The 13,239-nt window shown below is 64.4% G+C and carries 13 protein-coding genes; 11 read left to right on the top strand and 2 right to left on the bottom strand.

The window, feature by feature from the left end; all coding sequences use genetic code 11:
- Positions 1 to 46 precede the first annotated feature (46 nt).
- From ACUSIJ_RS14635 to ACUSIJ_RS14600, 8 genes are all read left to right on the top strand, one after another.
- On the top strand, positions 47 to 1,075 hold the full coding sequence (locus tag ACUSIJ_RS14635) for a hypothetical protein (protein ID WP_449309141.1): 1,029 nt from the start codon (positions 47 to 49) through the stop codon (positions 1,073 to 1,075).
- A 156-nt stretch (positions 1,076 to 1,231) separates the two neighbouring features.
- Positions 1,232 to 2,746 (top strand): tripartite tricarboxylate transporter permease, encoded by a 1,515-nt coding sequence (locus ACUSIJ_RS14630; protein WP_449309140.1) that lies wholly within the window; start codon positions 1,232 to 1,234, stop codon positions 2,744 to 2,746.
- A 14-nt stretch (positions 2,747 to 2,760) separates the two neighbouring features.
- Complete coding sequence (locus tag ACUSIJ_RS14625) at positions 2,761 to 3,285, top strand: hypothetical protein (RefSeq protein WP_449309139.1); 525 nt, start codon at positions 2,761 to 2,763, stop codon at positions 3,283 to 3,285.
- A 434-nt stretch (positions 3,286 to 3,719) separates the two neighbouring features.
- Complete coding sequence (locus ACUSIJ_RS14620) at positions 3,720 to 4,334, top strand: acetate uptake transporter (RefSeq protein ID WP_449309138.1); 615 nt, start codon at positions 3,720 to 3,722, stop codon at positions 4,332 to 4,334.
- A gap of 114 nt (positions 4,335 to 4,448) precedes the next feature.
- On the top strand, positions 4,449 to 4,832 hold the full coding sequence (locus ACUSIJ_RS14615; RefSeq protein ID WP_449309137.1) for a DUF423 domain-containing protein: 384 nt from the start codon (positions 4,449 to 4,451) through the stop codon (positions 4,830 to 4,832).
- Between the two features lie 116 nt (positions 4,833 to 4,948).
- Complete coding sequence (gene argB / locus ACUSIJ_RS14610; RefSeq protein WP_449309136.1) at positions 4,949 to 5,854, top strand: acetylglutamate kinase; 906 nt, start codon at positions 4,949 to 4,951, stop codon at positions 5,852 to 5,854.
- A gap of 45 nt (positions 5,855 to 5,899) precedes the next feature.
- Positions 5,900 to 6,235, top strand: a complete 336-nt coding sequence (locus ACUSIJ_RS14605) for an SMR family transporter (RefSeq protein WP_449309135.1) — start codon at positions 5,900 to 5,902, stop codon at positions 6,233 to 6,235.
- 159 nt (positions 6,236 to 6,394) lie between these two features.
- A complete protein-coding gene (locus tag ACUSIJ_RS14600; protein WP_449309134.1) occupies positions 6,395 to 7,561 on the top strand; it encodes an OpgC family protein in 1,167 nt (388 codons plus the stop codon).
- Positions 7,562 to 7,684: 123 nt separating this feature from the next.
- On the opposite strand, the gene tam is transcribed toward ACUSIJ_RS14600, so the two are convergent.
- Together tam and ettA are read right to left on the bottom strand one after the other, a co-directional pair.
- Positions 7,685 to 8,464 carry a trans-aconitate 2-methyltransferase gene (tam, locus tag ACUSIJ_RS14595; protein ID WP_449309133.1) on the bottom strand — a complete coding sequence of 260 codons (780 nt, stop codon included), beginning with the start codon at positions 8,462 to 8,464 and terminating at the stop codon, positions 7,685 to 7,687.
- A 136-nt stretch (positions 8,465 to 8,600) separates the two neighbouring features.
- On the bottom strand, positions 8,601 to 10,256 hold the full coding sequence (ettA, locus tag ACUSIJ_RS14590) for an energy-dependent translational throttle protein EttA (RefSeq protein ID WP_449309132.1): 1,656 nt from the start codon (positions 10,254 to 10,256) through the stop codon (positions 8,601 to 8,603).
- Positions 10,257 to 10,471: 215 nt separating this feature from the next.
- Between ettA and ACUSIJ_RS14585 the strand changes: the two genes are divergently transcribed.
- The 3 genes from ACUSIJ_RS14585 to ACUSIJ_RS14575 all read left to right on the top strand — a co-directional run bounded on the left by ACUSIJ_RS14585 (position 10,472) and on the right by ACUSIJ_RS14575 (position 13,220).
- Positions 10,472 to 11,224 carry a metallophosphoesterase gene (locus ACUSIJ_RS14585; protein ID WP_449309131.1) on the top strand — a complete coding sequence of 251 codons (753 nt, stop codon included), beginning with the start codon at positions 10,472 to 10,474 and terminating at the stop codon, positions 11,222 to 11,224.
- A gap of 101 nt (positions 11,225 to 11,325) precedes the next feature.
- Complete coding sequence (locus ACUSIJ_RS14580) at positions 11,326 to 12,282, top strand: DMT family transporter (protein ID WP_449309130.1); 957 nt, start codon at positions 11,326 to 11,328, stop codon at positions 12,280 to 12,282.
- Between the two features lie 83 nt (positions 12,283 to 12,365).
- Positions 12,366 to 13,220: a uracil-DNA glycosylase gene (locus tag ACUSIJ_RS14575; RefSeq protein WP_449309129.1), complete on the top strand. Its 855-nt coding sequence runs from the start codon at positions 12,366 to 12,368 to the stop codon at positions 13,218 to 13,220.
- The last annotated feature ends 19 nt before the right edge of the window (positions 13,221 to 13,239 follow it).

Raw genomic sequence — 13,239 nt, 5'->3', positions numbered from 1 at the left:
AGCGCTGTCGGCAACAATAATGTTCTCTGTGGCTGCGTTGGGAGGAATGTCGGCCGCTCAGGCGGAATTCGACGCACAGAACCATTTCAAGGGACAGACGATCACCATCATCGTCCCCTCGGGTGCCGGTTCCGCAACGGATCTGAATGCACGCCAGCTCGGCAATATCCTGGGGAAGAATGTGCCGGGCAACCCCAATGTCGTCATCCAGAACGTGGGCGGCGGCGGAGGCGTCACGGGCCTCAACAACTTCTACCGGACCGCGAAGCCCAATGGCCTGACCCTGCTGTTCCAGGGCGGGACGGCGTTCCGGCAGGTTCTGGCCGATATCGTCGGCGCCGAGCACGACATGCACAAGATGGATGCCCTTGGGGGCATCGGCGGCGGTGCCGTCGTCTATTCGAACGTCGGCAGCGTTCCGTCTCCGGAAGCGCTCGTCGGCAACAGGGGGAAGGAGTTCTTCGTCGGCCTGCGTGACATCTCCAGCATTCCGACATTCGACATGCTGGCCCGGCTGCAGGTACTCGACAGCACGTTCCGGGGGGTTCTGTATCCAGGCGGCGCATCCGAAGCCCGGCTCGCGATCTTCCGCGGCGAGGCCGATGTCTTCAGCGAGAACGAACCCGCATTCACTCAGCAGATTCAACCCGAGATCGACGCGGGCAACATCGTCGCGCTCTGGCAGACCGGATTGCAAGTCGACGGCAAGATCGTGCGCGATCCCCAGACGCCGGACGTTCCGACGTTCCAGGAAGTGTATGCGCAGCTCGGCCGCGAGCCGGTGAGCGGCCTTCTGGCCGAGGCTCTGGATATTGCCGACATGGCCAACACGGTCTTCTTCTCATTGTACACGGCCCCTGAAACCCCCCGGGAAATTGTCGCCGTGCTTGCCGATGCGGTCTGGAAAACCCTCAACGACCCGGCATTCCTGAGCTCGACGGAGGTGAACGGCGCGCCCTCGCATATCGTCGATGCCGAGACCGCAACCGCTGCGAGCCGCCGGATCGCCAACATGTCTCCGGAGCTTCGCGAAGCCTATCTGAGCTGGTGGCAGAAAGCCGGCCTCGACCGTTAGGGGCATCAGACCGGAAAGTGTATGCACTTTTCGAAAGATCCGATGCGTCAACAATGGGATAGAGCGGCGGCATGATTTCAAGCGGACATCCGCCGCGCCAGCCCAGAAGCACCTCCCGTCCGCCCACCGGCGGATACGGGGTCAGCGGGGAATGCCATGTTCGAAGCACTGATCGCCGCAATGGCCATGCTTGTCGAGCCAATGAATATCGTGGCGCTGACCGGCGGCGTCCTTCTTGGCCTGTTTTTCGGTGTCGTGCCGGGACTGGGTGGCGTCGCCGGCCTGGCGCTTCTGCTGCCGTTCACGTTTCATCTGGATTCTTCGGTCGCCATCATCATGATGGTCGGCCTGTTCACGGCGATTTCCATCAGCGACATCTTTCCGTCGATACTCATGGGCGTACCCGGCAGCGCGGGGTCCCAGGCAACCATCATCGATGGCTACCCCATGACCAAGAGGGGCGAAGGCAACCGTGCGCTGGGGGCCGGCTTCGCCGCGGCCACGTTCGGCGGCATCATCGGCGGCATCATCCTGTTCGCCAGCCTGCCGATTCTGCGACCCTTCGTGCTGTCCTTCGGCTCACCCGAATTCTTCATGCTCGGTCTGCTCGGCATCACGATGGTTGCCGCGCTCAGCAAGGGCAGCATGATCCGGGGGTTCCTGGCCGCGGCGCTCGGCCTGGTCATCTCCATGGTCGGAGTGGGCCCGCAGACGGCCCACCTGAGATGGACCTTCGACAATTTCTATCTGGCGCAGGGCGTGCCGTTCATCCCCCTCGCTCTCGGGCTCTTCGCCATTCCCGAGATCATCGAGATCTATGTGAAGGGCACATCGATCTCCCCTCATGGCAAGCAGCAGAGGGAGCGTTTCTGGTCGCGGCTTACGTCCTCGATCAAGGATGTCGCGAGTCACTGGTTCCTCGCCATCAGGACGTCGTTCGTCGGCATCGCCGTGGGGGTCATTCCGGGCCTCGGCAACTCGGTCGTCGACTGGTTTGCCTACGGCCATGCGCTCACGTCGGAACGCGATGCCAGGAAGACGTTCGGCAAAGGCGACGTGCGGGGGGTGATTGCGCCTGAGACGGCCAGCAGCAGCATGCGCGCCGGCGGGCTCATTCCGACGCTCGCATTCGGGATTCCCGGAAGCCCGGCAATGGCCGTGTTCATGGGGGGCATGCTGTTCCACGACATTATCCCCGGACCGCAGATGCTCACCCGCAATCTCGACGTCACGCTCCTGATCGTGCTGGCCCTGATCGCCTCCAGCATCGTGGGCGGATTGCTCTGCATCGGCCTGATCCGCTTCTTCGGCAAGGTCGCCGCCGTCCCGGCTCATTTCATCGTGCCAGCGATCCTCGTCGTGTGCGTGTTCGCCTCGTTCCAGCAGAACTGGGACTATATGGACCTGCTGTTCCTGCTGGGGTTCTCCATACTGGGCTGGAGCATGAAGGTCGGCGGGTGGTCCCGGCCAGCGCTCGTGCTCGCCGTGGTTCTCGGACCCATCCTCGAGCAGTACTACTTCCTGTCGACCGGGCGATTTGGCTTCGATTGGATCACGCGGCCCGCCGTGCTCGTCATTGCGGCGATTATCGTCCTGGCCTTCGTCTTCGGCTTCCGGTCGGACCGCCGCGAACGCGCGAGAGAAGAGGCGTCTCAGGCAGGAAACGGTTGAGGGGGATCAGCGACATGAAGACGGACCTGCTCAAGAAGATACCGCTCTGGATCTCTCCGAAAATGATGTCATGGGCGATGTTCGCCTTCTTCGCGGCGGCGCTGCTGACGATTCTTTTCCCGGACCGGCCCTGGCCGACGCGCTCCGCGATCTTCCCGACCTGGATTCTTTCCGTGGCGCTCGTCCTTTCGGTCCTGGAGATCGCGATTGCCAAAATTCCCTATCTGAACGTCAGATTTGCTCCCACGGGCGTGCTCGATCTGGGGCTGCCTGAAGATGTGGATCGCTCCAAGGTCGTCGAGCGGTCCAACGCCGCCATCCTTTGGCTGGTGTCCCTCATTGCCGGCTTTGCCCTCATCGGCTTCCAGGCCAGCATGGTCATCTTCGTCTTCGCCTATCTTCGCTTCATGGCCAGGGCCAGCCTGCTCACCATCGTTCTCTATATCGCTGTCACGTGGATCATGATTTTCGGTGGTATCGAGCTGCTGATTTCGGTCCCCTGGCCGGAGCCGCTTATCCTGCGGATACTCGATCTGTAGACATTTTCGATATCCGGCATCTCATCGTGCGAGGCCGCATTGCGTGGCGTCGGCGGGCAGATACGCTGAAAGCCACATGGCCTGCAAGCCATGTGGCCTGCTGCAATTTCCCGCTCGGGAAGATATGCGGCCCAGGGGAAAAAGATTCCCGGCCGGAAGACTGGATGACTTGTGTCATTCAGGAGCGATCCCGAGCCTCCGGAAGGCAGGCCGCGCTTGTCTTTCGCCCTCGGGGCACAAGACTTTTCGTCCCTTCCCATTGATCATCCCGAAGTGAATAGCAATCCGTCGCCTGCCTCCGGAAGCCGGCAATGGACTTGATTGGCTCCGCTTCGAGAATCCCCAAAATTAAACCGTCACCACGACCCGGTATACTTCCCGGACTGGAACTGCCGCCTTTCCGACCCAACCAATTCCATGGACAGCCGATGAATATGACCCTCGCTCCACAGTCTCCGCCTGTCGCAGCCGCGCCTGTCGCCACGCCTGATGTGAACAAGCATGGCAATCCGGCCGTCGTCGGTCTTGCCGGCTTCGGCATGACCACGTTGCTTCTGCAATTCCACAATGTCGGATGGGTATCGCTCGGTCCGGTCATCGGGCTCGGCATCGTGTTCGGCGGTCTGGCGCAGCTCATCGCCGGTTTGCAGGAAGCGAAGACCGGCAACAATTTCGGCTACAGCGCCTTTACGTCCTATGGCGCCTTCTGGATCGCTTTCAGCTTTATCCAGATTGCCAGTGCGATGGATCTCTTTCCGGTCAGCGCCTCGGACGTGGGCTGGTTCCTCGTCGTCTGGACGATCTATACCGCGATCATGACGATAGGCGCCATGCGCATCAGCACCGGGCTCGGACTCGTCTTCATCACGCTGCTGATCGGTTTCATCCTGCTCGTCGTCGGGCATTTCGGCGCACCGGTCTTCAATGTCATTGCCGGTTACGAGCTGATGGTTTGCGCCGCTCTCGCGCTCTATGTCATGGCGCATGCGATCTTTCTCGATGTTTTCGGCTACGACGTCCTGCCGGTCGGAAAGCCGATGATCCGCTGACGCAAGGCCCTTCTCCTGTACCGTCATCGTTCGGTAAGACCGTTTGTCGCAGTTCCCGGCGCGTTTTGCTCGCGCGATAAACATGTCGTCGACATGCTTTCAGGGAGGCAGGAAATGGACCGCGCGCTGATCGTGCTGGGGGCGGTTTTCGGATTTCTGGGAACGGCGGCCGCGGCGGCGGCCACCCATGTGACGGGGCCGGGAAGCGGGCTCGATACCGCCGCGCATTTCCTGCTGTTTCACGCGCCGGTGCTGATCGGCGTGCCGCTTCTCGTGCGCGCCGGGCTGGCGCATGCCGGGGTCGGGCGCATCGGCGGCTGGCTCGCCTTCGCCGGCGTGGCGCTGTTTTCCGGCGAGCTGGCGCTGCGCGCCATCGAGGGCAGGACGCTGTTTCCCATGGCCGCGCCGACCGGCGGAACGCTGCTGCTGACCGGCTGGCTCGCCATCGCCGTCGCCGCGCTCATTCCCGCGAAACGGAATTCCGCCGCGCTGCCCTGATATCCGCAGATGACATCCGCCGATCGAAAAATCGCGGACGACATCGGCCGGCTTGTCCTGTAGAACGGCGTGGGATGGATCTCGTGAATCTTATCTTATGCAGGCAGCAGACCGACATGACCGACCGCTCTCCCCCCGACTTCCCGGATGTCTTCACCCAGGCTGAAATCCTCGTGCAGGCGCTGCCCCACATGCAGCGCTACGACCGGCAGGTCGTCGTGATCAAGTACGGCGGCCATGCCATGGGCGATGCCGCCGCGTCGGAAGACTTCGCCGAGGACGTCGTGCTGCTGGAGCAATCGGGCGTGCGCCCCGTCGTCGTCCACGGCGGCGGCCCGCAGATCGGCAGCATGCTGAAACGGCTCGGGATCACCTCGGAATTCCAGGCCGGCCTGCGCGTCACGGACCAGGCCACCATCGAGGTGGTCGAAATGGTGCTCGCGGGCTCGATCAACAAGCAGCTCGTCGGCACGATCGCGGCCGAAGGCGGGCGGGCCATCGGCCTTTGCGGCAAGGACGGCAACATGGTCACCGCGCGCAAGGTGTCGCGCAGCGTGGTCGATGCCGAGACGCAGACGGAAACGGCGGTCGATCTCGGCTTCGTCGGCGAGCCCCAGCGCGTCAACCGCGCCGTGCTCGATGCGGTGCTCGGAGCGGAGCTCATTCCCGTGCTCGCGCCCGTGGCGCCGGGCGACGACGGAGCGACCTACAACATCAACGCCGACACGTTCGCGGGGGCGATCGCGGGCGCCATGCGCGCCAAGCGCCTGCTGCTGCTCACCGACGTGCCCGGCGTCCTCGACAAGAACAAGCAGTTGCTGCCCCAGCTCACGATCGACGACTGCCGTCGCCTCATCGCCGACGGCACCATCACCGGGGGCATGATTCCGAAGGTCGAGACCTGCATCTACGCGCTGGAGCAGGGCGTCGAGGGCGTGGTCATCCTCGACGGCAAGGTGCCGCATTCGGTGCTGCTCGAACTCTATACGGACCACGGCGCCGGCACACTGATCATTCCCTGACGGGCCCCGGTTCGGCTTTTCATCGTCCTGCATGAGCGGTTTTTCATGAGCACCGGCCATATCTATCTCGGCATCGCGATCATCTGCGAGGTGATCGCGACCTCGGCGCTGAAGGCGTCGGAAGGCTTCACCCGCCTCCTGCCGAGCGTCGTGACGGCCCTGGGCTATGCCGCGGCCTTCTACTTCCTGTCGCTGACGCTCAAGACCATTCCCGTGGGCATCGCCTATGCCATCTGGAGCGGCGTCGGCATCATACTCATCTCCGTCATCGGGCTCGTGGCCTTCCAGCAGCGGCTCGACGCTCCGGCGCTCATCGGACTGGGGCTCATCATCGCGGGGGTGTTCGTCATCAACCTGTTCTCCCGCACCGTCGGACACTGACGCCTCGTAAAGGTGGCGCCGCCGTGTGCGCTCGCACACGTGTGAACGGCCTTGGATGGAACACTCTTCGTTTGGCCGCGTTTGAGTTTCAGAATAATCCGGCTACATGGCGGCCATAGCCGTTTGCCTGCATTCCATGACGAAGCGGAGGGTGATCTATTGTCTCATTCAGCCAGAACCGGTCGCAGCGGGGGCAGTGGACGGGTCAATGCCATCGATTTCTGGCGCGGGCTGGTGTTGATCGTCATCTTCATCAACCACATACCGGGCAATGTTTTTGAACATATCACGCCGCGCAATTTCGGCTTTTCCGATTCGGCGGAGGCCTTCGTCTTCATCGCCGGCCTGTCGGTGGCGCTGGCGTGGGGCCGGAGCGTCGCGCGCGGCGAAGTCGGCAGCGTCATCGAGCGCGCATGGCGGCGCACGCTCCTGCTCTACACGGTCCACCTGCTGCTGACGTTCACGGCGATCGCGCTCTACGCCAACGCCTTCGTGCTGACGGGCAAGGAGGCGTTCCTGCTCGACCACGGCCGCGACGTGATATTCGAGGAACCCGGAACCGCCCTGCTCGGGATCCTCTTCCTCGGCCACCAGATGGGCTACTACAACATCCTGCCGCTCTATATCCTGCTGGTGTTCGTGGCGCCGTTCTTCCTGCTGGCGACATGGCGGAACCCGTTCCTGACGCTGACGGTGTCGTTCGTGATCTACGTCATCGCCCAAATGCCGCAGGTCAACCTGCCGAGCTGGCCGTTGCCGGGCCTGTGGTTCTTCAACCCCTTCGCATGGCAGTTCGCGTTCGTGAGCGGCATGACGGTGGGCGTGCTCGCCCGGCGGGACGGCCTGCATGTGCCCGCCTCGCGTCCGCTGATGACAATCTCGACCGTGTTCGTGGCGCTCGCCGCGGTCGTGGCGTCCAACGCCTTCGGCCTCGTGCCCGGTCTCTTCGCCTCCGTTTACGAACTCGGCGGGTTCGACAAGACGGACATGAGCGTGATGCGCTTCGCGCATTTCCTCGCGCTCGCCTATCTGCTCACGCAGTGGCGGGTCGGGGACCGCCTGCTGCGTTTCGACTGGGGCCAGGCGCTGGCGCTCATGGGGCGGCATGGCCTCGCTATCTTCTCCCTCGGGTCCGTGCTCAGCAGCACCGGCCTGATCTATAGAATGCTGACCGAGGGGACGCGGCTGGAGAACGACACGCTGACCGGCTTCGTGGTCGTGCCGGCGGGCGTGATGTGCCTCTATTGGTTCGCGCGCTTCCTCGAGGGCCAGTCCGCGCCCGCCTCCGCGCCGGCCACGACGGGCGGACGCACGGCGGCTGCCTGAGCGCCGCCACCAACACGGCGGCCCCAGCGGGTTTCACCGTTTCACGGAAACGGAGAAACCCGCTCATTTGCTCGTTTTGAGTGAATTCCGATCAATCAGATGGCACCATCTGATCGGAAAGCGCTATCGCTGCGCCACGATGAAGAGCCGCGGGAAGGCGAGCAGCACCTTGCCGTCGGCCCTGCCGGGATAGTGATCGGCGAGCTTTTCCGCATATTCGGCGAGAAAGAGTTCCCGCTCGGACGCGTCCAGCGGCTCCAGATAGGGCATCAGGCCGGTGCCCTTCACCCACTCGACGATGGCGTCGACGTCTTCGAGCGGGTGCTGGTAGATGGTGTGCCAGATATCGACCCGGCTCACGTGCGGAATGAGCATGTCGTAATACTCGCCGACCGAACCCAGCGGCAGGCGTTGCACCCCGGCAAGACGCGCCGACCACGGCCCCGCGCCGGCCACCTCGCGCATGACGCTGTGAGAGGGCTGATCGAGGTTGTCCGGCATCTGGACGGCGAGCGTGCCGCCCGGCGACAGCAACTCCACCAGCGACGGCAACAGGTCGGCATGGTCAGGCACCCATTGCAGAACGGCATTGGCGAAGATCAGATCGAACGGACCTTCATCCCGCCAGCCGCCATGGGCAGCGGCGACGTCTCCCTCCACAAAGCGCGCCCCCGGCAGCCGCTGGCGCGCTTTCTCGAGCATGTCCGGCGCGTTGTCGACGCCGACGACCTCGGCCTCGGGGAAGCGCGACACCAGCAGTTCCGTCGAGTTGCCCGGGCCGCAGCCCAGATCCAGCACACGGCCCGGCGGCGCAGCCGGAAAAATGCGCGTCAGCAGATCCCGCGCCGGGCGGGTGCGCTCGTCCTCGAACTTGAGATACTGGCCTGCGTCCCATTGCGGCATGATCTGTCCTCCAGTGCGGTGCACTAAGGCCGTTTGCGTTTAACTTGAGCATCAAATTAAACGCAAGTTGCGAAAAACTATGGAAATTAGAGCGGATTGCGTCACAGACCCTGCTTCAACAATTACGCAACCCGCTCTAGCGGCCGAACTTCTTGTACTGAATACGCTTCGGGATCGTGGAGTCGATGCCCAGACGCCGCTTCTTGTCTTCCTCGTAATCCTGGAAATTGCCTTCGAACCATTCCACGTGGCTGTCGCCCTCGAAGGACAGGATGTGGGTGGCGATGCGGTCGAGGAACATACGATCGTGGCTGATGATGACGGCGCAGCCGGCGAAATCCTCCAGCGCTTCTTCCAGTGCGCGCAGGGTATCGACGTCGAGATCGTTGGTCGGTTCGTCGAGCAGCAGCACGTTGGCGCCGGATTTCAGCATCTTGGCAAGGTGCACGCGGTTGCGCTCGCCGCCCGAGAGCATGCCGACCTTCTTCTGCTGGTCGCCGCCCTTGAAGTTGAAGGCGGAGCAGTAGGCGCGCGAATTGATCTCCCGCTTGCCGAGATAGATCACGTCGTTGCCGCCGGAGATTTCCTCCCACACGGTCTTCTTGTCGTCGAGCGCATCGCGCGACTGGTCCACGTAGCCGAGCTGCACCGACTCGCCGACGGTGATCGTGCCGCTGTCGGGCGTCTCCTGCCCGGTGATCATGCGGAACAGCGTCGTCTTGCCCGCGCCGTTGGGGCCGATGACGCCGACGATGCCGCCCGGCGGCAGCTTGAAGCTGAGATCGTCGATCAGCAGGCGGTCGCCGAAGCCCTTCGTCAGCCCGTCGAAATCGATGACGTTGTTGCCCAGCCGCTCGGCGATCGGGATGATGATCTGCGCCGTGGTCGGCGCCTTGTCGCTGGCCTTCTGCACCAGATCCTCGTAGCGCTGGATACGGGCCTTGCTCTTGGCCTGACGGGCGCGCGGCGAGGCCGAGATCCACTCGCGCTCGCGCTCCAGCGTGCGCTGGCGCGCCTCCTCCTCGCGGCCCTCCTGCTGGAGGCGCTTCTGCTTCTGCTCGAGCCAGGCCGAATAGTTGCCCTCGTAGGGAATGCCGCGGCCGCGGTCGAGCTCGAGGATCCAGCCGGTGACGTTGTCGAGGAAGTAGCGGTCGTGGGTGACGATCAGGATCGCGCCCGGATACTGGCGCAGATGCCCTTCGAGCCACGCCACCGTCTCCGCGTCGAGATGGTTGGTGGGCTCGTCGAGCAGCAGCAGGTCGGGCTGCCACAGCAGGAGCTTGCACAGCGCCACGCGGCGCTTCTCGCCGCCCGAGAGCTGGCTGACGTCGGCGTCGTCCGGCGGGCAGCGCAGCGCGTCCATGGCCTGATCGACGCGGCTGTCGAGGTCCCACAGGTCCTGCGCCTCGATCTCGTCCTGAAGCCGCGTCATCTCGTCGGCGGTTTCTTCCGAGTAATTCAGCGCCAGTTCGTTGTACTTGTCGAGGATGGCCTTCTTCTCGGCCACGCCCTCCATGACGTTCTCGCGCACGCTCTTGGCCGGGTCGAGCTGCGGCTCCTGCGGCAGGTAGCCGACGCGCGCGCCCTCGGCCGCCCAGGCCTCGCCGGTGAACTCCTTGTCGGTCCCCGCCATGATGCGCAGCAGCGTGGACTTACCCGCGCCGTTGACACCCAGAACGCCGATCTTGGCGCCGGGGTAGAAGGACAGATGCACATTGTCGAGCACCTTCTTCCCGCCGGGATAGGTCTTCGACAAGCCATGCATATGATAAACGTACTGGAAGGAGGCCATTGCTCTCTCATGTAACGGGCGCGCCCGGCGGACGGTGCCGGCTGGCGGCGCGCAATTCCACATTGTTCTCAAGGAAGCAGTTAGCAGGCCACGGCGCGGGCTTCAAGCGCGGCAACGCCCGGGACATCATCGGACCAGGTTGATAATGCCCGCGCCGGGTTGATGCGGCGGCAGAATCGCCACAATAATTTCAGATAATTGATCCGGACGAGTGAATGCATACGCTTACCCGCAACCAGGTGCTTCGTTTCGATTGGCGACCGGCTATCCGCATCCTGCCTGAAGGTTGCTTCGTGGCGGCGATCGGCGACGTTCACGGCCATGCCGACCTGCTGGCGGCGATGCACGACGCCATCAGGCGCGAACTCGACGAGCTCGGCCCCAACGACACCACCGTCATCCATCTCGGCGACCTGATCGACCGCGGCCCCCAGAACCGCGAGGCGTTGCGGCTCGCGCGCCGCGGCATCGACGGCACCGTCAACATCACGCTGCGCGGCAATCACGAGGACCGCTTTCTCGCCTATCTCGGCGGCAGCGCCCAGGCCGTCGGGCCGTGGATCGATTCCGGCGGCGGCAGCATGTTCAAGGAAATGGGACTCGAGCCGTGGCGGGTGACGCCGCAGGAATTCCGCGCCAGATTCGGCGAAGAGCTCGCCCAATGGCTCGAGGCGACGCCCTTCATGCACCGCATCCACCAGCTCGTGTTCGTGCACGCCGGCATCGATCCGTCCCTGCCGCTCGACCGGCAGGACCCGCACACGCTGATGTGGACGCGGCGCGAATGGATCGACCAGCCCGGCCCCTACCCCGAGGGAGTCGCGGTCATCCACGGCCATATCCCGCGCCGCACCATCGATTTCCGCAGCCCGCACCGCATCGATCTCGACAGCGGCGTCGCCAACTGGGGCATCCTGTCCGGGCTCGTCATCTGCGGCGAACGAATGCGTTTGCTGCAGGTCAGCTAGGCGTTTGCCCATTCTATCGGCATAGCCGCAAATCTGACATAGTCCGCGCGGATAAGGGAGCGATTAGTTCCCTTTTTTCAAGTGCTTGTGGCCTCTCCATCATGTCTGACACATCTATCGTCCGTCCTTTTTCCGTCGGGCGCAACACCACCCTTGCCGGCATAGGGCTGATGGTGTTTGGCCTGTTCGTCTTCTCCGTCAACGACGTGATGGGGAAGTGGCTCGTCGCCACCTATTCCGTGGGGCAGATACTGCTGATCCGCTCCATCGCGGCGCTTGCGGTCCTGGCGCCATTCATCCTGCGGGAGGGGGCGTCGTTCTTCAACATCGTCCGTCCGCGCGTGCAGATCGCCCGCGCCCTCTGCGGCACGGCTGAGGTGGCGCTGTTCTATTGGGCCGTCGCCTATCTGCCGCTCGCCGACGTGATGACGTTCTATCTCGCCAGCCCCATCTACGTCACCGCCATGTCGGCGCTGTTTCTCGGCGAGCGGGTCGGGCCGGCGCGCTGGCTTGCCGTGATCGTGGGCTTTGGCGGCGTGCTCATCGCGCTCGGCCCCTCGATCGCGCATCTCTCCTGGCCGTCGCTGATCGCACTCGCCGGCAGCCTTTCCTTCTCCGGCCTGATGGTGATGACGCGCCTGTCGCGCGGCGCGGGCGACCTGCAGCTCGTCGCGTTCCAGATCGTCGGCGGCCTGGCTTTCGGCATCATCGCCGCGCCGTTCGGCTGGGTGGTGCCGGATGTCGCCGGCCTCGCCATGCTCGGCCTGCTCGGCATCGTGTCGATGGTCGCCTTCCTGTGCGTGAACCGGTCGCTGAAGCTCGCCCCCGCTTCGGTCGTCGTGCCCTATCAGTACACGATCATCGTCTGGGCGGTGGTATTCGGCTACGTCTTCTTCGATGAAGTGCCGGAAGTCACGACCCTTCTGGGTGCGGCGATCATCGTCGGCGCGGGCATCTTCCTGTTCCTGCGCGAACAGGCGCAGAAGCGCCTGTCGCAATGCCAGACCGAGGCCGAGCCTCCCGTCACCGCCGAGATTCCGCTGGAGCCGCGCCCCTGAGGTGCGGGACGTCCCAGAGGCTGTTAGTGACGGCGGGCGGCAGGGCGTTTACCTGCCGCCCGCCGTCGTTCTATAGTGGCCCAATGTCCGATACCGCCGACAACAGCCCAGCGTCCAAAAGCTCCCTGCAGAGCGCCGCGATTGCGGCGCTGCTCGATTTCTATGTCGAGGCCGGGGTCGATTTCGCGCTGGACGACGCGCCCGTCGACCGCTTCCGCGAAAGCGCCCAGGCGCGGGCAGCGTCTCCCCTTGCCCGGCAATCGGCCGCCCCTCCTGCGCCGCAACCGGCCGCCGCTGTCACGGCGCCGAACCGTTCCGCAGGCCATGAGGGAGCCGACGACACGGTGCGGGCGGCGCGCGAACTCGCCCGCAACGCCGACACGCTTGACGCCCTGCGGGCGGCGCTGGCCGGTTTCGAAGGCTGCGCCTTGAAGAGGACGGCAAAGAACCTGGTGTTCTCCGACGGCACTCCGCACGCACGGGTGATGCTCGTCGGCGAAGCGCCGGGCCGGGACGAGGACCTGCAGGGCAAGCCCTTCGTCGGCCGCTCCGGGCGCCTGCTCGACCGCATGCTGGCGGCCATCGGCCTCGACAGGGCGAAGAACGCCTATATCGCCAACATCGTGCCGTGGCGCCCCCCCGGCAACCGCACGCCGACGCCCCAGGAGGCCGCTGCCTGCCATCCCTTCATCCAGCGGCAGATCGAGCTCGCCGACCCGGATATCCTCGTCTGCCTCGGCGGCCCCTCGGTGCAGGCGCTGCTCGGCGTCAAGGAGGGCATCCTGCGCACCCGCGGGCGCTGGTTCACCTACAACACCGGCAAGCGCGACATCCGCGCGCTCGCCACGCTGCACCCCGCCTATCTGCTCCGCCAGCCATTGCAGAAGCGTCTGGCGTGGCGGGATTTCAAGGCGCTGCGGAAGGCGCTGGCGGAATAGACGACACGGGCACCGCCCG

This window comes from Pseudochelatococcus sp. B33, from assembly GCF_053570585.1.
This window is presented reverse-complemented; position numbering and strand designations above follow the sequence as displayed.